The sequence below is a fragment of the Blautia sp. HCP3S3_C4 genome, assembly GCF_052064095.1.
Lineage (GTDB): Bacteria > Bacillota > Clostridia > Lachnospirales > Lachnospiraceae > Blautia_A.
Genome location: NZ_JBQHWF010000002.1, coordinates 59,295 through 78,603, shown reverse-complemented (window position 1 = coordinate 78,603; position 19,309 = coordinate 59,295). Strand labels below are relative to the sequence as shown.

Here is a 19,309-nt window from a genome sequence, read left to right as displayed (position 1 = left end):
ATAACAGAATTAGATTTGTCAACTGTTCCTTTTTATTTTTATTGTCTATAATTTTTTCTGTTTTTTTATTTTTTAAAAAAAGTACTTGACATCTCTTTTTATATCGTTTATAGTACAGCACATAAAGCAAAGGCGCTTTGAACTGATGTAAATCAGATTCGAAGTGCCTTTTTCGTTTTATACAAAACTTTTCGTTTTATAGAAAATGTTATGCGAATGAGGGATTTTCTATGAGACGAAAAAATTGATGAACCATAATTCGAAAGGAGAATACCTATATGGCACAGAATATCCCAGAACTGTATGGCAGCCTTGTATTCAACGACAAAGTAATGAGAAGCAAACTGCCAAAAGACATGTACAAAGCATTAAAAAAGACAATTGAGAACGGCACCCACCTTGAACTGGATGTTGCAAATTCTGTAGCTGTTGCCATGAAAGAATGGGCAACAGAAAACGGAGCAACACATTATACACACTGGTTTCAGCCAATGACAAACGTAACAGCAGAAAAACATGACAGCTTTATCTCTCCAACAGGCGATGGACAGGTAATCATGGATTTCTCCGGTAAGGAACTTGTAAAAGGTGAACCTGATGCTTCCAGTTTCCCATCCGGCGGACTGCGTGCCACCTTCGAGGCAAGAGGATATACTGCATGGGATCCAACTTCTCCTGCATTCATTAAAGACGGAACACTTTACATTCCTACAGCATTCTGCTCCTACAGTGGCGAAGCACTGGATAAAAAGACTCCTCTTCTCCGCTCCATGCAGACATTGGACAAAGAGGCTGTAAATCTTCTCCATATCATAGGAAACAAAACCGTTAAACATGTAAATACCACCGTTGGTCCGGAGCAGGAATACTTCCTGGTAGACAAAGAATTATATAAACAAAGAAAAGATCTGGTATTCTGTGGACGTACTTTGATCGGTGCCCCTGCTCCAAAAGGACAGGAGATGGAAGATCACTATTTCGGAGCACTTAAGCCGCGAGTTGCAGCTTACATGCATGATCTGGACGTTGAGCTCTGGAAGCTGGGCATCCCGGCCAAAACTAAACACAATGAAGTAGCTCCTGCACAGCATGAATTAGCTCCTGTATTTGATACCACAAATGTTGCAGTTGACCACAACCAGCTTACAATGGAAATCATGAAGAAAGTTGCTGACAAGCATGGTCTGGTCTGCCTCCTTCATGAAAAACCATTTGACGGCATTAACGGAAGCGGAAAGCACAATAACTGGTCTATGGTCACAGATGATGGCATAAATATTCTGGATCCTGGCAAAACGCCGGGAGAAAACACACAGTTTCTGATTTTCCTTACTGCTGTGATCAAAGCAGTAGATGAATATGCAGATGTACTTCGTATTTCTGTTGCAAGTGCAGGAAATGATCACCGTCTGGGTGCCAACGAGGCTCCGCCTGCAGTTGTATCCGTCTTCCTTGGTGATGAACTTACAGAAGTATTAAAAGCAATTGAAAAAGATGAATATTTCGCAGGAAGCCGTGCTGTCCAGATGAACATCGGTGCCAAGGTTCTTCCGCACTTTATAAAAGATAACACAGACAGAAACCGTACTTCACCATTCGCATTTACCGGTAATAAATTTGAATTCCGTATGCTGGGATCTGAAGCTTCTGTTGCAAACCCAAATATCATCCTGAACACAGCCGTTGCTGAGGCTGTTCATCAGTTTGCTGAGGAATTAAAAGATGTTCCGGAAGACAAAATGGAAGAATCAATCCATGAACTGATCAAAAAGACCATTATTGCTCACAAACGTGTTATTTTTAATGGTAATGGTTATACAGATGAATGGATTGCTGAAGCTGAAAAACGGGGTCTCTTTAACCTGAAATCTACCCCGGATGCTCTTCCACAGTGGATTGCAGACAAAAATATCGAGCTCTTCACAAAATATGGCATTTTTACCAAAGAAGAAATTGAATCCCGTTATGAAATCTGGCTGGAAGCCTATTCCAAGATCGTTAATATCGAATCCAATACTATGGTTGAAATGGTACAGAAGGATTTCCTTCCATCTGTATTTGAATATATTGACAAGCTGGCGGCTACTGCTATTTCCAAAAAATCTGTTATTGCAGATATCAGTACTGATGCAGAAGGTAAACTGATTAAAGAACTCTCTGATCTTGCCGGTGATATCACCAAAGGTCTGGAAACCTTGAAAGCAGATACAGCAACAGCTCTTGCTATAGAGGATCCTCTTGCAAATGCAAAGGCATATCAGTCCATAGTACTTTCCGACATGGAAAGCTTAAGAAAATCTGTAGATACAGCTGAAACACTGATTCCGGATGCACTGCTTCCATATCCTACCTATAACAAGCTTCTGTTTTCCGTATAAATGATATGATTCTGAATGTTTATAGGATTGTTGGAGCTACAAATCAACGGAACAATCCGTAAATATTTAATACATTGGTAACAACAGGGGAATATCCCTTTATGAACTCTACTTCATAATTCATTATCGATTTCCTCATCCATTAATCACACGATATTTTGATATTCCCCTGTTTTACATATATTTATAACAAAAATTTTAAGTTCGCAAAAGCGCGACAGAACCCTTTTGGGGATTCTGCCGCGTTTTTCGATATAGAGGAAATTTATTCATGAATGAGGGAGGAGTAATATTATGGAATTTTCTTCAGTAAACACAATATGGGTGCTGGTCGGCGCCGCACTGGTCTTCTTTATGCAGGCCGGATTCGCAATGGTAGAAACAGGCTTCACACGAGCCAAAAACGCAGGTAACATTATTATGAAAAACCTGATGGACTTCTGTATCGGTACTCCGGTCTTCTGGCTGGTTGGTTTCGGTCTGATGTTTGGTGCAGGCAATGGATTTATCGGAAAGATCGGGGGTATTGCTTCTGAAGCAAACTACGGTACAGGAATGCTTCCTGACAGAGTTCCTTTCTGGGCATTCTTAATCTTTCAGACAGTATTCTGTGCAACATCCGCAACAATTGTTTCCGGTGCAATGGCAGAACGTACCAAGTTCCTTTCCTATTGCGTCTACAGTCTTATGATCAGTCTCGTTGTATATCCGGTATCCGGACACTGGATCTGGGGCGGTGGATTTATCAGCCAGATGGGATTCCACGATTTCGCAGGTTCCTGTGCAGTACATATGGTAGGTGGTGTGGCAGCTCTGATCGGTGCCATCATCCTTGGACCTCGTATCGGTAAATATACAAAGGACGGCAAATCAAAAGCTATCCCGGGACACAACCTTACAGTTGGTGCTTTAGGTGTATTTATCCTCTGGTTCTGCTGGTTCGGATTTAACGGTGCTTCCACAGTAAGTATGGAAGGCGATGCAATCGTAAGTGCAGGTAAAATCTTCGTTACTACTAACCTTGCAGCAGCTGTTGCAACTGTAACTGTTATGATCATTACATGGGTACGTTACAAAAAGCCAGATGTTTCCATGTCTCTGAACGGTTCTCTTGCAGGACTTGTAGCAATTACAGCAGGATGTGATACAGTTTCTCCTACATCTGCAGCAATCATCGGTATTGCTTCCGGTTTCATCGTAGTATTTGGTATTGAATTTATTGACAAAGTCCTGAAAATCGATGACCCTGTTGGCGCTGTCGGTGTTCATGGTTTAAACGGTGCATTTGGTACTCTTGCAGTTGGTCTTTTCTCCGACGGTGCAGGTACAGGTTGGAAAGGTCTCTTCACAGGCGGTGGTATTCACGGTCTTGGTGTTCAGTTTACTGGTATGATCATTACAATCGCATGGGTTGTTGTTACTATGACAATTATCTTCCAGGTAATCAAGCATACAATCGGACTTCGTGTTTCAGCTGAAGAAGAAATCGCAGGTCTTGACTCCAAAGAACATGGTCTTGCAAGTGCTTATGACGGTTTCGCAATGGCAGGTGTTCCGACTCCTATGGGAACTTCCATAAAAGCTCCTGTTGTCACAGCCAGACCTTCTGCTCCTGCTGAATCAGTTCCTGAACTTCCGAAAGAAGGCGTTCACAAGCTTACAAAGGTTGTTATCATCACTCGTCAGAATAAACTTGATGAATTTATGCAGGCAATGAACGAGATCGGTGTTACAGGTATCACTATTACGAACGTTCTCGGATGCGGTGTACAGAAAGGTGCTCCATCCTACTATCGTGGTGTTGAAGTAGAAATGAATCTTCTTCCTAAGATCAAGATTGAGATTGTTGTCAGCCTGGTACCTGTAAAGAAAGTTATTGAAACTGCCAAAGCAGTCCTTCATACAGGTCAGATCGGTGATGGTAAAGTATTTGTATACGACATTGAAAATGTTGTTAAGATCCGTACAGGCGAAGAAGGTTATCTCGCTCTCCAGGATACAAAATAAAATACAAAATAAAATACAAAATAAATAAGCACTCAATAACTATCCTGCTATAAAGTCAAGAAGGAGTCCGGAATAAATCCGGGCTCCTTTTTATTTTTCACTCTCATTATGAGACAATCTGGGCAAATTCCAGCGATAATGTGCTGCCAGATACCGAATCAGTATGACTACAAAGCAGGCTACCATCATTGCTTCCACATTTCCCACAAAACGATTCATATACACACATACAACCGCTCCTACAATAGACGCACATGCATAAATATGCTTTACAAAAATATAAGGCGGTACTCCTGCCATCATGTCACGCATCAGGCCTCCCCCTACTCCTGTAATCGTTCCCAGAAACACCAGGAGAAACACATTATCCATATATCCACTGCGAATTCCCGTATTCACTCCCACTACTGTAAAAATTCCCAGACCGATAGAGTCCATCACCAGCATGACTCTGTCATAGGTAAGCCGCATATGCCCTTCCAAAAGCTGACGTTTCCAGTAAAAAGCCAGAAAAACCAGACAGGAAGTAATGGTAGCCACCAGGGCATATACCGGATTTATAAACACATTAGGCGGAATAATCCCCAGCACAATATCCCGGATCATCCCTCCGCCCACAGCTGTCACTACCCCCAGTACACTTACACCGAAAATGTCCATATTCCGTTCTACACCTACCATTGCCCCGGAAGCAGCAAAAGCAACCGTACCTGCCATTTCCATAAAAAAAGTTATAATACTCTGATAATCCATATTTACCTCTGACTTTTATATTTTAGTTCATAAATTATATCATTTTTTATAACTTATGTGAAGCAGGATCCTGCTTTTTCAGACCTCTTATTTTCTTCACAGACGCTCCCTTAAACAAAGTTCCGTCTACTGAAAAACGGTCAATCAACGTCGTCTTGGGATTCTCAATCAGATCGATCAGCTTCTCCGCAGCCATCCTGCCAATTGCCGCTGTGTCCTGACAAAGGGTGGTAAGCTTTGGCTCCAGAATTTTCGCAATATCAATTCCATCATAACCTGCAATAGAAATATCGTCAGGAATCCGCAGCCCTCTCTCTCGAATTTCATTAATTCCTCCAATGGCCGCATAATCATCCGGATAAATAATGCAGGTAGGAGGATCCGGAAGTTCCAGCAGTTCACCGGTTGTCCGTGCTGCACTGTCTGCATCTCTGTATGGGCTTTCTTTTACATATTCATCCGGAATCTGAACCCCCAGTCTCTGCACAGTTCTGTAAAAACTGGTGAGACGCATCCTGGTAACAGAGGTATTGTCACCGTGAATATAGGCAATCTTTCTGTGACCCTGCTCGTAGATATAGCTCACCAGCTCCTCCATACCCTGACTGTTGTTGGAAACCACTGCAATATTCCCGTCAAAAACATGATCAATCGTCACCACCGGAATCTCTGAGCGGATCAGTTCCTGCACTTCATCTGTATAAAAGTCAACACAGGCGATCACCACTCCGTCTACCCCTCTATAGCGACAATGTTCATAATAGCTTAACTTCTGTCCTGAGATTTTACCGCTGGTAAAGGTAATATCATAGCCTCTCTCCTCTGCTGTCCGTTTAAAGCTTTCAAGCACATGATTAAAATAATTATGGGTAAGTCCGCTGCGTGCTTCATCTACAAACATAACTCCAATATTGTAGCTTCTCTTTGTCTTTAATGTTCTGGCAGAGGAATTGGGCAGATATCCCATTTCCGAGGCAGTTTTCAGAATCAGTTTTCGCGTCTCTTCACTGATATCTGAATAACCGTTCAGCGCTTTGCTCACGCTTGCCACAGAAACATTACATTTTTTTGCAATTTCTTTCATGGAAACCATATTTACTCCTCAATCTGTCACTATGCACTCCGTGAACAGTAACTCCTTTCCTTCTAAAATTTTCGTAATCGTTTTCGTACTTTTATTTATATCTATTGTATAACTACTCACACAATTTTTCAAGATAACATTTTCCATTTTTGTGCAATATTTACTATTTTTGTATGATTACACAATTTCTCTATCCTATTTTTTCATTTTATCACAAATCAATTTCATCATTTTAACGAAAATTCGCCTATTATTTTGGACAGTTATTTTTCCTGAAAACAGTTGATTTTCATATTCTATTCCGCTATACTAAGGAAAAATAGCAGAATGTCTCACGATTCCATGTCGTTCCTTTCTGAACTTATTCGTTTTCGTGATTTAATTTTCTGTATTTTCAGCAAACATGTCATATCTCATCACAACAAATAGGAGGATTTTTTATGAAATTCGGTTATTTCGATGATCAGGCGAAAGAATATGTCATCACAACCCCTGACACACCCCTTCCATGGATCAACTATCTGGGAACTCAGGATTTCTTCTCCCTGATTTCCAATACCTGCGGAGGCTACAGCTTTTATAAGGATGCCAAGCTTCTACGCATCACACGCTACCGTTACAACAATATTCCGATAGATTCCAACGGCAAATATTATTACATCCATGATGGCGAAGATATCTGGAATCCAGGTACAATGCCTTCCAAAACACCTGTGGATTCCTATGAATGTCATCACGGAATCGGATACAGCCGTTTTCTCTCTTCTAAAAACGGATTAAAGGCTGATCTTCTGGCTTTTGTACCGGTAAATACTTCCTGTGAGATCAATAAACTGACTCTTACCAATACCACTGACAAACCCAAGACTTTCTCTCTTTTTTCTTATGTAGAGTTCTGTCTCTGGAATGCAGTTGATGACAGCACAAACTTCCAGCGAAACTTAAGTATTGGTGAAGTTGAAATCGAAGGCAGCACAATTTATCACAAAACAGAGTACCGCGAACGCCGCAAACATTACAGCTTCTTCAGCGTAAACTGTCCGGTAGACGGATATGACACAAGCAGAGATGCTTTCCTGGGACATAATAACGGAAACGCTTTCCCTGATGCTGTAAAGAAAAACAAAGCAGGTAATTCTGTAGCCAGCGGCTGGTATCCTATTGCAAGCCATCAGATTAATCTTACACTTTCCGCTGGAGAATCCCGTGATCTGGTTTTCGTTCTTGGCTACAGTGAAAATCCTCAGGATCAGAAATTCATTGCTCCTAATGTAATCCGCAAGGATGGGGCTCACAAAATCCTGGAACAGTTCCAGACAACACAGCAGGTTGATGCAGCATTTGCAGAGCTGAATGCTTACTGGTCCAATCTGCTCTCCCGTTACCATGTAGAAAGTAAGGACGAAAATGTAAACCGTATGGCCAATATCTGGAATCAGTACCAGTGTATGGTAACCTTCAATATGTCCCGTTCTGCTTCCTATTACGAATCCGGCACAGGCCGCGGTATGGGATTCCGTGATTCCTGCCAGGATCTCTTGGGATTCGTACATCTGATCCCGGAACGTGCAAGAGAGCGTATTCTTGATATTGCAGCCACACAGTTTGAAGATGGAAGCGCTTACCATCAGTATCAGCCCCTTACCAAAAAGGGAAATCTTGATATCGGAAGCGGTTTCAACGATGATCCCCTTTGGCTGATTGCTGCAGTTTCCGCATATCTGAAGGAAACCGGCGATTTCTCTATTTTAAACGAAATCGTTGACTTTGACAACCAGAAAGAAAAAGCTGCTCCACTGTACGAGCACCTTCGCCGTTCTTTCGAATATACCAGCACTCACCTGGGACCACATAAGCTGCCTCTCATTGGACGCGCAGACTGGAACGATTGTCTGAACTTAAACTGCTTCTCCACAGAACCAGGAGAACCATTCCAGACAACCGGACCTTCCGAAGGACCAGTTGCTGAATCAGTCTTTATTGCAGGAATGTTTGTAAAATACGGTAAAGAATTTGCTCAGATCAGTCGTCATATAGGTGATACTACAGCTGCTGATAAAGCAGAAAAAGCTGTAGATGATATGTATCAGGCAGTTCTGGATGCAGGATGGGATGGCGAATGGTTCCTCCGCGCATATGACGCGCAGTCCCAGAAGATTGGATCAAAAGAATGCAAAGAAGGACAGATTTTCATTGAGCCACAGGGCTTCTGCGTAATGGCAGGAATTGGCGTCAAAGAAGGACTTGCAGAAAAGGCTCTGGATTCTGTTAAAAAGCACCTGGATACCAAATACGGTATCATGATCCTGCAGCCGGCTTATACCCAGTATTATCTGAACCTTGGGGAAATTTCCTCCTATCCGCCGGGATATAAAGAAAATGCAGGTATCTTCTGCCACAATAATCCATGGGTATCCATTGCAGAAACAGTAATCGGCCGTGGCAACAGAGCCTTTGAAATTTATAAAAAGACCTGTCCTTCCTATATTGAAGACATCAGCGAAATCCACTGTACAGAACCTTATGTTTACTCCCAGATGGTAGCAGGTGCTGACGCAGTTTACCATGGTCAGGCCAAAAACAGCTGGCTCACAGGTACTGCAGCATGGACTTTCTGGAATCTTTCCCAGGCTATTCTGGGTGTACAGCCATCTTATGACGGATTATGCATTAATCCATGTATTCCGGAAGGATTTGGAGATTTCACACTCACCAGAACTTTCAGAGATGCTGTTTATCATATTGATGTGAAAAACCCGGATAATGTACAGAAAGGGGTTAAGAAAATCAATGTGGACGGTAAAGAATACGAAAGCTGTCTGATTCCTTTTGAAGAAGGCAAAAAAGAATATCATGTAACTGTATACATGGGATAAAATTTTAAAACAGCCCTATCATTTTCTGTGATATGGCTGTTTTTTGTTACTTTATTATATCATCTCCGGCAGGATTTTCTGAATGCATTCAATAAACTTCTGCGCTGCAGGAGTAATACTTTCTGCATTGCGCAATGCAATTCCCAGTTCTCTGGTCACAGAAGGCTCAAGAGGAAGGGTCTTTATCGCTTCCTGAGTATGGCCGATCACAAGTTTTGGCAGAATACTCACGCCAAGATGGCTGGATACCATTGAGAGGATTACATGGTCATCTTTTGATGAAAACTTGGTATCCGGAGTAATATCAGCGATTTCCAGTGCTTCATGCACATCATAATCTACGCCTTCAGCAGAAATAATAAAGGACTTCCCGGCCATTTCTGAGATAGGAAAAGCTTCTCTTCCCCTTGTATCATAATCCTCAGGAACTACTGCCAGCAAAGGATCTTCATACAACGGAATCCAATCCAGACAGCCAATGTTTCTTTTACTCAGCAGCCCGAAATCTGCCTGGTTATTTTCCACCCACTGCACAATATCATCTGTACCACCCTCCATCAAGGCAATATCGATACCCGGATATTCCTGCTGAAAAGCATGGATGATCTCCGGTAGCCAGTTTCGTGCTATGCTTGCAAAGGAAGCAATGGTAAGCCGTCCTGTTGTCAATCCGTTCAGAGAACTGATGGTCTGCTCCAACTGTTCATTAATGGACAGTAGCTGACGTACCAGAGGCAGGATGGTCTCTGCATTGGTGGTAGGAATTACCCCTTGTTTGGTTCTGATAAAAAGAGGAAAACCAAATTCAGCTTCCATCCCTTTCAGAATATGGCTCACACCAGGCTGAGTATACCCCATCCGCTCTCCTGTTTTTGTAAAATTTTTAGTATCTGCCACATCGGCAAATAAAGCATATTTATTAATCTCCACTCCGAATCCCCTCATTTTCCGGTCGCAAACTATACATTTTAGCGTAAAAAGGGGAGCTACTCAATTAAGAATAACTCCCTTTTTATTATTTTTATTACTCCGTTTGGACACGATAAATGCTTATTTTAAGCTATTTATTAGAATTTACCAGCTTTAGCAGCTTCCTCGATGGAAACAGCTACTGCAACTGTCATACCAACCATCGGGTTGTTACCAGCGCCGATGAGACCCATCATCTCTACGTGAGCCGGTACAGAAGAAGAACCAGCGAACTGTGCATCAGAGTGCATACGTCCTAATGTATCTGTCATACCGTAGGAAGCTGGACCTGCTGCCATGTTGTCTGGGTGAAGTGTACGTCCTGTACCACCGCCGGAAGCAACTGAGAAGTATTTCTTACCTGCTTCAAGACGTTCTTTTTTGTATGTACCTGCAACCGGATGCTGGAAACGTGTCGGGTTTGTGGAGTTACCTGTGATAGAAACATCAACGTCTTCTTTCCACATGATAGCAACACCTTCCGGAACGCTGTTAGCGCCGTAGCAGTTAACTTTTGCACGAAGTCCTTCGGAGTATGCTTTTCTGAATACTTCTTTCACTTCGTTCTTGTATGGATCGTATTCTGTCTCTACATATGTAAAGCCATTGATACGGGAGATGATCTGAGCTGCATCTTTTCCAAGACCGTTCAGGATAACACGTAATGGTTTCTGACGAACTTTGTTTGCTTTCTCAGCGATACCGATAGCACCTTCAGCTGCTGCGAAGGACTCATGTCCAGCCAGGAAGCAGAAGCACTCTGTTTCTTCTTCAAGAAGCATCTTGCCAAGGTTACCATGTCCAAGACCTACTTTACGTGTATCAGCAACGGATCCAGGAATACAGAATGCCTGAAGTCCTTCACCGATAGCTGCTGCTGCATCTGCTGCTTTCTTGCATCCTTTTTTGATTGCGATTGCAGCACCTACTGTGTATGCCCAGCAAGCGTTCTCGAAACAGATTGGCTGAATGCCTTTGATCTGATCGTATACATTAAGACCTGCGTCTTTTGTGATTTTCTCAGCTTCTTCGATAGAAGCAATGCCATAGCTGTTTAAAACAGAATTGATCTTGTCAATTCGTCTCTCATATGATTCAAATAAAGCCATTTCCTGTTACCTCCTAAATTATTCTTTTCTTGGGTCGATAATTTTAACAGCGTCTGCAACACGGCCATACTGACCTTTTGCTTTTTCCCATGCAGTATTCGGGTCATCGCCTTTTTTGATGAAATCAGTCATTTTTCCAAGGCTTACGAACTGATATCCGATGATCTCATCATCTGCATCAAGAGCAATACCTGTTACATAACCTTCTGCCATTTCAAGGTAACGAGGTCCTTTTTTCAGAGTTCCATACATTGTACCAACCTGAGAGCGAAGTCCTTTACCAAGGTCCTCGAGTCCAGCGCCTACAGGAAGTCCGTCTTCTGAGAATGCAGACTGTGTACGTCCGTAAACGATCTGAAGGAAGAGTTCTCTCATAGCTGTGTTAATCGCATCACAAACTAAGTCAGTGTTCAGTGCCTCCATAACAGTAAGACCCGGAAGGATCTCAGAAGCCATAGCTGCAGAGTGAGTCATACCTGAACATCCGATAGTCTCAACCAGTGCTTCCTGGATGATACCTTCTTTAACATTTAATGTAAGCTTGCAGGCACCCTGCTGTGGTGCACACCAGCCAACACCGTGTGTAAGACCGGAAATATCTTTGACTTCTTTTGCCTGTACCCATTTAGCTTCTTCTGGGATTGGAGCGGCGCCATGATGAACGCCCTGTGCAACTGGGCACATTTCTTCTACTTCGCGTGAATAAATCATTGTAAAACTCCTTTCAAGTATAGATTAACTTCATGTTGTTATACTCGCCACTGTACAGAACTGCTGAATGAACTGCACAGGGCAAATCTCTGAGGTCTGCTGAATGACTTCAGATGAGTATGCCTAACAACCTAGTGTTATTTTCTCACAAAAGTGCTGATTCGTCCAGTCATAAATTGTAAAATTTTTAACCATCTTTGATTTTTTTGTGGTAAAATAGTTCTAATTTCTATTAATGAAGGGATTTCTATTATGACAACAAAGTTACCTGCTTCCTTTCTCCCTGCAAAATTTCAGGTTCTGAGTGGAAGCACTTTAAAATTAATTGCTATCACCCTGATGCTGGTCGACCATACCGGCCTAATGATCCTGTATAATTATCCTGCCACAACCGCAACCCTTTTCAGTTTCGGCGACGTGGATTACAGCTGGTATCGGATTTTCCGGGATATTGGCAGAGCTGCTTTTCCGATTTTCTGTTTTCTGTTAGTGGAAGGATTTCTGCACACGCACAACCGCAAAAAATACGGCTTGAATCTTTTTTTATTTGCATGTATCTCTGAGATTCCATGGAACTTCATGTTTACCAATACCTGGAGATATGAAAAGCAGAATGTATTTTTCACCCTGTTTCTTGGATACCTGGCATTCTGTGCGTTGGAATACTTCTGGGACAATCAGAAAATGCAGCTTGTCTGCGTACTGGCACTGCTAGCCGTCTCCGTATTCCTGAAGGCAGATTACGGATGGCGAGGATTTGTATTCCTGCTGATCATGTACTGGTTCCGCAATGAGAAAACAGCCCAGGCAATCATCGGAAGCTGCTGGCTTTACTACGAATGGAAGGCATGCTTTGCTTTTCTTTCCATTAATATGTACAATGGCGTACGTGGATTTATCAAAGGAAGATTTTTGAAATATTTCTTTTACTGGTTTTATCCGGTACATATTGCCATTCTGGTAATCCTGAGGAAAGTTTTATTTCATATGTAATATCAATTACAACAGATATCTTCTATATCTGACAGACAAAAAAATATAAAAGAGCAGGCTGTATGACTGAAATAATATCATTCCTACAGCCTGCCTCTTCTATTTTTTAATTATCTCTTTTCCACAACTTCTGTTTTTGACTTGTAAATATGATTTGCAGGTACGCAGCCTCTTACTGAAGAAAGCGGATAAATATTGCAGCAGCGTCCGATCACAGTTCCGGGATTTAATACGGAGCCGCAGCCTACTTCTACGTTATCTCCAAGCATGGCACCAAATTTCTTCAGACCTGTTTCAATCTTCTCCTCACCATCTTTTACAATTACCAGTTTCTTGTCAGATTTTACATTGGAGCAGATGGAACCTGCGCCCATATGGGATTTGTAACCAAGAACTGCATCACCTACATAATTGTAGTGCGGAACCTGTACCTTGTTGAAAAGTACAGCATTCTTTAATTCTGTAGAATTACCTACTACCGCACCCTCACCTATGATCGCTTTTCCACGGATAAATGCACAGTGGCGTACTTCTGCTGCTTTACCAATAATGACCGGACCGTTGATGCAGGCCGTAGGTGCTACTTTGGCACTTTTTGCGATCCATACATCTTCTGACGGGTGGTCGTATTCTTCCTCACTTAAGGTCTGTCCCAGTTTCAGAATGAAATCTCCGATCTCCGGTAATACTTCCCATGGATAGTTTTTTCCTTCAAATAAATCCTTTGCGATTGTTTCATTAAGATCCAGAAGATTTGCAATTGTATAATCTTTTAACATTTTTATTTTCCTCTTTTCTTTCCTGCCGGTTCTTTATAGTTCACTGCTGCAGCATCAAAGAAGCGCCGCAGATAAGCCTGATAATTATTCTTTTCCACCTGCTGGGTCTGAATACGCACAAAATGTTCCAGCTTGTCCATGTATTCCTGTTCTGTAATGCTTCCCTCTGCCACATAATTAAGTCCTTTTTCCCAGCTGGCAGTAAGTTCCGGATTCAGAAGCTGCCGTATGGAGCAGTTTACCACATCAAAGATCATCTCTCCAAGAAGTGTCGGAGTGATGACCTGGGTTTTCTTGTTCAGTGCCAGATATTTGATATTGCACAGCTTCTTAAGAATCTCTGCTCTGGTGGCACTGGTACCAATTCCGCAGCTCTTGATCTGAGCACGTAATTCCTCATCCTCAATAAGCTGCCCGGCATTCTCCATTGCAAGAATCATGGAACCGGAATTATAACGCTTTGGTGGTGATGTCTCACCCTCCTTAATACTCAGGCTGTCCACGGAAAGTATATCACCTTTTTTCAGATTCTGCAATGCGGTAAGAAGGCGGGTATCACATGCCATATCTTCTGAAGAATTATCTGAACCATTCTTTCCATTATCTGGATCAGAATCTTCATTTCCGTTATTCCCCGCCACACCGGTTCTGTTTCCGCCACTCATGGCATCTGCTACTTTCCGCTTCGCAAAAGAATTTGTGGCAACTTTTAAATACCCTTCATCCAGCAGTACTTTAAACGAGGAAAAGAAGCTCTCATTCTGAATCTTTGTTACAAGACTGACCTTCTGATATACAGCAGGAGGATAAAAAATACATACAAACCTTCTGACAATGGTCTCATATACACGCTGCGCAGTAAGAGAAACACCTCTTAATGCATTTAATCCTTGCCCTGTAGGTACAATTGCATAATGATCTGTAATCTGCTTATCATTAACATATCTGGTCTTTGCCAGATTTTTGTAATTTTCCTGTTCAATAATGTGCTGTGCGATTTCCGCTGTATGTTCATAATTTCGCAGCCCGGAAATATTCTTATAAATCTCCTTTGCAGCCGCAGTCGACAATACACGGGCATCTGTTCTGGGATAAGTGACCAGTTTCTTCTCATACAATTCCTGTACGATCTTCAATGTCTCATCCGGGCTGATCTTGAACAGTTTGGAGCACACATTCTGAAGTTCCGCCAGGTTAAATAAAAGCGGCGGATTCCTGTTCTCTTTTTTTCTCTCGATTTTCTCTACTGTACACTGCAGAGGCTGACTTACCGACAGCTCCTGTATCAGTTTTTCAGCATATATTTTCTCTTTAAATCCGTTCTCTTTATACAAATAAGGAGTCTGGAAATATCTGCTGCCTTCCACAGCTCTCCATTCTCCCTCAAAGTTTTCTCCCTCAAGGGCAATGCTGCTGAGTACGCGGTAAAACGGAGTTTTCACAAACGCACGGATCTCGCGCTCTCTTCGCACTACCATTCCAAGCACACAGGTCATAACCCGTCCTACAGAAATGGCCTGATATTTCGTATTTAAATAATTTGACACACTGTTTCCATAACGCAGTGTCAGTACACGGGAAAAATTAATTCCCATGAGATAGTCTTCTTTCGCCCGAAGATAGGCTGAAGCAGAAAGATTGTCATATGCTGACAGATCCTTTGCCTCTCTGATTCCTCTCATGATCTCTTCTTCTGTCTGAGAGTCAATCCAGACTCTCTTTTCATTTTTTCCATGAACGCCTGCCATCTGTGCCACCAGACGGTAGATGTATTCTCCCTCCCGTCCGGAGTCGGTACACACGTAAATAGTGTCCACATCCTCTCGGTTAAGCAGTCCTTTGACAATCTCAAACTGCTTCTGCACTCCGGGGATCACTTCATATTTAAATTCGCGCGGCAAAAAAGGCAGGGTATCTAAACTCCACCTTTTATATTTGATATCATATTTTTCCGGGTAACTCATGGTGACCAGATGTCCCACACACCAGGTCACCACGCTGTCCTGAGATTCCAGGTAGCCATCCCGTCTTTGTCCGTTGATCTTCAAAGCTTTTGCGAATTCCTGTGCCACACTGGGCTTTTCGGCTATGTATAAAGCTTTTGACATATTATTTATCTGCACTCATCTTTCTGAGCGGCCATGCCAGCAACAGGGCACCGCCCACCATATTTCCTAAAGTTACTACTACCATGCTCTTTAACATGGCTCCAAGGGATAATCCAGGTACCAGGCAGTATGCAGTAACAAAGATTCCCATATTTGCGATGCAGTGCTCAAATCCGCTTACGACGAATCCTGAAATACACATAACGATCATCAGGAATCTTCCTGCATCACTCTTTAATTTCATACCGCAGAGTACACCGAGACAGACGAAGAAGTTACAGAGTACTGCTCTGAAAAACATCTGTCCGAGCGGAACACTCAGCTTGTTTCCGATAAATCCTGCAAAATAATCTGCTGTTCCGGACGCTCCGGCCCATACAAACAGCAATGCTAAAATTGCACATCCGACAAAGTTTCCAAGGTAGCTTACTCCCCATACCTTACCGGCCTCTTTCCAGCTTACCTGTTTATCATAGGCTCCGAACGCCATTACCATATTATTTCCGGTAAAAAGCTCACCGCCTACAAAGCTGATCAGAAGCACTGCAATGGAGAATACTAATGCTCCCATAAATTTTCCCCATTCAGGCATGGTCTTGGAGAATACGTTTCCAACTACATTACTGTAGATCATGGCCACATCAATAAAAAATCCCGCCATGACCGCACGTATAAAGTACTTGAAAAAGTTGGTATTCACCAGGTTACTCTTGGCTTTCGCCGCGTTTGATACTTTCTGCACATCTTCAAAATTCATAATAACACCTCCGCAATGTTTTTAATAAAAACATTATAACACTTTGATAACTTTATCACAATCTTTATTTGTTGTAATAGTTTACTAAATACATTGTCATTTTTTGGTTATTATTAAATTTAAACAAAATATTCAGATATTGATTTTTTATATCAATAACATCAGGCATTCTAATCAAATATTACATATTTATCCTGCAATTCTGTAACAGTACCGATAATTCCTCCGGAAATATCCATTTTTCCCAGTTCAGCAGCAAGCTGATCCGCCTCATCTGACGGCACTGCAAGAAGTAGTCCCCCTGAGGTCTGAGGATCAAAAACCACATCCTCCTTCCAAAGCTCCCTAATCTCACTTCGGATTGCCTCTCCTGCAAACTCCCGATTTCTATATGCACCCTCAGGAACCAGTCCCATCTGGGCATATTCAGCCACACCATCCATGACAGGAAGTTTCCCGGAATGAATCACCAAAGTCTTTCCACTGCCCTTTGCCATCTCCAGGCTATGTCCTGCCAGACTGAATCCAGTCACATCTGTGCAGCTGTGAATAGTATATTTTCCAGCAATCTCCGCTGCATATTTATTCAGCTTTGCCATCACCCTCTGCACACTCTCTGTTTCCTCTGCTGATGCCATTTCTGCTTTGATCGCCGTATTTAAGATACCACTTCCCAGAGGCTTGGTGAGAATCAATGTATCTCCTTCCCTGGCTCCATAATTCTTCCACATTTTCTCAGGATGTACATACCCGGTAACACACAGACCATATTTAGGTTCTTTATCATTGATGGTATGTCCTCCTGCAAGAACTGCACCGGCTTCCATTACCTTATCAGCTCCGCCTCTGAGGATCTGTTCCAACACTTCCGGTCCCAGGCAGTTTGGAAAAGCCACCACATTCAGGGCCAGCTTGGGAATTCCCCCCATAGCGTAAACATCACTCAGCGCATTAGCCGCTGCAATCTGACCATACATATAGGGATCATTTACCACTGGTGGAAAAAAATCCACTGTCTGGATCATTGCAAGCTCATCTGATATTTTATATACTGCAGCATCATCCGAAGTCTCCGGCCCTACCAGAAGCATAGGGTCTGTAAACTTTGGCAGTTTTTCCACCACCTGTGCCAGAACCTTAGGACCGATTTTGGCACCACAGCCTGCCGCACTGGCAAGCTGGGTAAGATATACTTTATTATTTTTCATCAGGATAGCTTCTCCCTTTCTCAAAACCAGTATATTTTTCCAATGTCAGGCTCACTGACAGCTATATTTTAGCATAAACCACTCTGCGCGTCAAAGCTGTATGTCACATCAGAATCTGGTATATTCCTTCATATTCCAGGTCTTCCTCACTGAGGTATTTTTCTACAGTATCCTGATTTTGTCCGCTGCACTTCCACGCCAGTCCACAGGAAGCTGAGATTTCTCTGGGTACAGGGATAATCCTGCCTTCAAATCCTGTTTTCTTTCCTCTGCTCTCCATAGCCATTGCCTGAGTAGTGGACACAAAGGTAATGATCACTGTTAAATTTTTTTCTCTCATATCTGCTTTTATTCCTATCTTCCACCATTGTATCATATGGTCAGAAAAGGGATGTCATACAATGACATCCCCTTTATTTTTCTTATTATTTTGCCTGAATATATCCCTTTGCCTTCAGAGTCTCTGCACAGAGAACAGCTCCGCCTGCAGCACCTCTGACTGTATTGTGGGAAAGTCCTACAAATTTCCAGTCATACACAGTATCCTCACGGAGACGTCCTACAGATACTCCCATACCATGCTCAAAGTTTACATCTTCTGTAACCTGTGGACGATTGTCCTCTTCCAGATACTGGATAAACTGCTTCGGAGCACTTGGAAGCTCTAATTCCTGCGGAAGTCCTTTAAACTCTACTAATGCTTTGATCAGCTGCTCTTTTGTAGGATTCTTGCGGAATTTAACAAATACAGCTGCTGTATGTCCGTTCAGTACAGGTACACGGATACACTGGCATGTGATCACCGGCTCTGTAGCAGGTTTGATCACACCGTCTTCTACTTTACCCCAGATTCTTAATGGCTCTTTCTCGCTCTTCTCTTCCTCGCCGCCAATGTATGGGATGATGTTTCCAACCATTTCCGGCCAGTCCTTAAATGTTTTACCTGCTCCGGAGATTGCCTGATATGTAGTAGCAACTACTTCATATGGCTCGAACTCTTTCCATGCAGTTAATACAGGAGCATAGCTCTGGATAGAGCAGTTTGGTTTAACAGCGATAAATCCGCGTGTTGTTCCGAGACGTTTCTTCTGGGATTCAATTACATCGAAGTGTTCCGGATTGATTTCCGGCACTACCATCGGTACATCCGGTGTCCATCTGTGAGCACTGTTGTTGGAAACAACCGGTGTCTCTGTCTTAGCATATTCTTCTTCGATCTTCTTGATCTCTTCTTTTGACATATCCACAGCAGAGAATACAAAATCAACTGTAGCAGCAACCTTCTCCACTTCGTTTACATTCATAACAACAAGCTTTTTCACAGCTTCCGGCATCGGTGTGTCCATTTTCCATCTTCCGCCTACAGCTTCCTCATATGTTTTTCCTGCGCTTCTCGGGCTTGCAGCTACGGTTACTACCTCAAACCATGGATGATTCTCAAGAAGTGAGATAAATCTCTGTCCTACCATACCTGTGGCACCTAAGATACCAACTCTCAGTTTTTCACTCATAATATAATCTCCTCTTTGCGTATCATCTGACTCTATTTTCCTGCGTCAGACCTTCTTTTTCAGATG

At 42.5% G+C, this 19,309-nt stretch carries 15 protein-coding genes; 4 read left to right on the top strand and 11 right to left on the bottom strand.

The window, feature by feature from the left end; genetic code table 11:
• Positions 1-278: 278 nt before the first annotated feature.
• Both ACTNC6_RS02300 and ACTNC6_RS02295 read left to right on the top strand, forming a co-directional pair.
• Positions 279-2,378 (top strand): glutamine synthetase III family protein, encoded by a 2,100-nt coding sequence (locus ACTNC6_RS02300; RefSeq protein WP_441043114.1) that lies wholly within the window; start codon positions 279-281, stop codon positions 2,376-2,378.
• A gap of 294 nt (positions 2,379-2,672) precedes the next feature.
• Complete coding sequence (locus tag ACTNC6_RS02295) at positions 2,673-4,385, top strand: ammonium transporter (protein WP_441043113.1); 1,713 nt, start codon at positions 2,673-2,675, stop codon at positions 4,383-4,385.
• 90 nt (positions 4,386-4,475) lie between these two features.
• Here ACTNC6_RS02295 and ACTNC6_RS02290 read toward each other — a convergent pair whose 3' ends face one another.
• Together ACTNC6_RS02290 and ACTNC6_RS02285 are read right to left on the bottom strand one after the other, a co-directional pair.
• Positions 4,476-5,138: a trimeric intracellular cation channel family protein gene (locus ACTNC6_RS02290; protein WP_441035490.1), complete on the bottom strand. Its 663-nt coding sequence runs from the start codon at positions 5,136-5,138 to the stop codon at positions 4,476-4,478.
• A gap of 46 nt (positions 5,139-5,184) precedes the next feature.
• Complete coding sequence (locus ACTNC6_RS02285) at positions 5,185-6,231, bottom strand: LacI family DNA-binding transcriptional regulator (protein ID WP_441035488.1); 1,047 nt, start codon at positions 6,229-6,231, stop codon at positions 5,185-5,187.
• A 431-nt stretch (positions 6,232-6,662) separates the two neighbouring features.
• Between ACTNC6_RS02285 and ACTNC6_RS02280 the strand changes: the two genes are divergently transcribed.
• A complete protein-coding gene (locus ACTNC6_RS02280) occupies positions 6,663-9,098 on the top strand; it encodes a GH36-type glycosyl hydrolase domain-containing protein (RefSeq protein ID WP_441043112.1) in 2,436 nt (811 codons plus the stop codon).
• A 54-nt stretch (positions 9,099-9,152) separates the two neighbouring features.
• Here ACTNC6_RS02280 and ACTNC6_RS02275 read toward each other — a convergent pair whose 3' ends face one another.
• From ACTNC6_RS02275 to ACTNC6_RS02265, 3 genes are all read right to left on the bottom strand, one after another.
• Entirely contained in the window at positions 9,153-10,028 is an 876-nt protein-coding gene (locus ACTNC6_RS02275) for a LysR family transcriptional regulator (protein ID WP_441035484.1), read from the bottom strand.
• A 137-nt stretch (positions 10,029-10,165) separates the two neighbouring features.
• Positions 10,166-11,176, bottom strand: a complete 1,011-nt coding sequence (locus ACTNC6_RS02270; RefSeq protein ID WP_008707497.1) for a GGGtGRT protein — start codon at positions 11,174-11,176, stop codon at positions 10,166-10,168.
• 18 nt (positions 11,177-11,194) lie between these two features.
• Positions 11,195-11,887, bottom strand: a complete 693-nt coding sequence (locus tag ACTNC6_RS02265) for an iron-sulfur cluster assembly scaffold protein (RefSeq protein WP_019161164.1) — start codon at positions 11,885-11,887, stop codon at positions 11,195-11,197.
• A 252-nt stretch (positions 11,888-12,139) separates the two neighbouring features.
• On the opposite strand from ACTNC6_RS02265, the gene ACTNC6_RS02260 reads away from it, so the two are divergent.
• Entirely contained in the window at positions 12,140-12,880 is a 741-nt protein-coding gene (locus ACTNC6_RS02260) for a TraX family protein (protein ID WP_441035481.1), read from the top strand.
• Positions 12,881-12,990: 110 nt separating this feature from the next.
• Here the strand turns inward: ACTNC6_RS02260 and ACTNC6_RS02255 are convergent, their stop codons facing one another.
• The 6 genes from ACTNC6_RS02255 to asd all read right to left on the bottom strand — a co-directional run bounded on the left by ACTNC6_RS02255 (position 12,991) and on the right by asd (position 19,243).
• Positions 12,991-13,659, bottom strand: coding sequence for a UDP-N-acetylglucosamine pyrophosphorylase (locus ACTNC6_RS02255; protein ID WP_441043111.1), 669 nt, complete (start codon positions 13,657-13,659; stop codon positions 12,991-12,993).
• Positions 13,660-13,661: 2 nt separating this feature from the next.
• Positions 13,662-15,767, bottom strand: a complete 2,106-nt coding sequence (locus ACTNC6_RS02250; RefSeq protein WP_441035479.1) for a DNA topoisomerase — start codon at positions 15,765-15,767, stop codon at positions 13,662-13,664.
• Between the two features lies 1 nt (position 15,768).
• Positions 15,769-16,524, bottom strand: coding sequence for a formate/nitrite transporter family protein (locus tag ACTNC6_RS02245; protein ID WP_441035477.1), 756 nt, complete (start codon positions 16,522-16,524; stop codon positions 15,769-15,771).
• A 170-nt stretch (positions 16,525-16,694) separates the two neighbouring features.
• On the bottom strand, positions 16,695-17,732 hold the full coding sequence (gene selD / locus ACTNC6_RS02240; protein WP_019161159.1) for a selenide, water dikinase SelD: 1,038 nt from the start codon (positions 17,730-17,732) through the stop codon (positions 16,695-16,697).
• A gap of 103 nt (positions 17,733-17,835) precedes the next feature.
• The gene (locus tag ACTNC6_RS02235; RefSeq protein WP_441035473.1) at positions 17,836-18,072 is read right to left on the bottom strand and encodes a DUF3343 domain-containing protein; all 237 of its coding nucleotides are present in this window, start codon (positions 18,070-18,072) and stop codon (positions 17,836-17,838) included.
• 85 nt (positions 18,073-18,157) lie between these two features.
• The gene (asd, locus tag ACTNC6_RS02230) at positions 18,158-19,243 is read right to left on the bottom strand and encodes an aspartate-semialdehyde dehydrogenase (protein ID WP_173743430.1); all 1,086 of its coding nucleotides are present in this window, start codon (positions 19,241-19,243) and stop codon (positions 18,158-18,160) included.
• Positions 19,244-19,309: the final 66 nt, after the last annotated feature.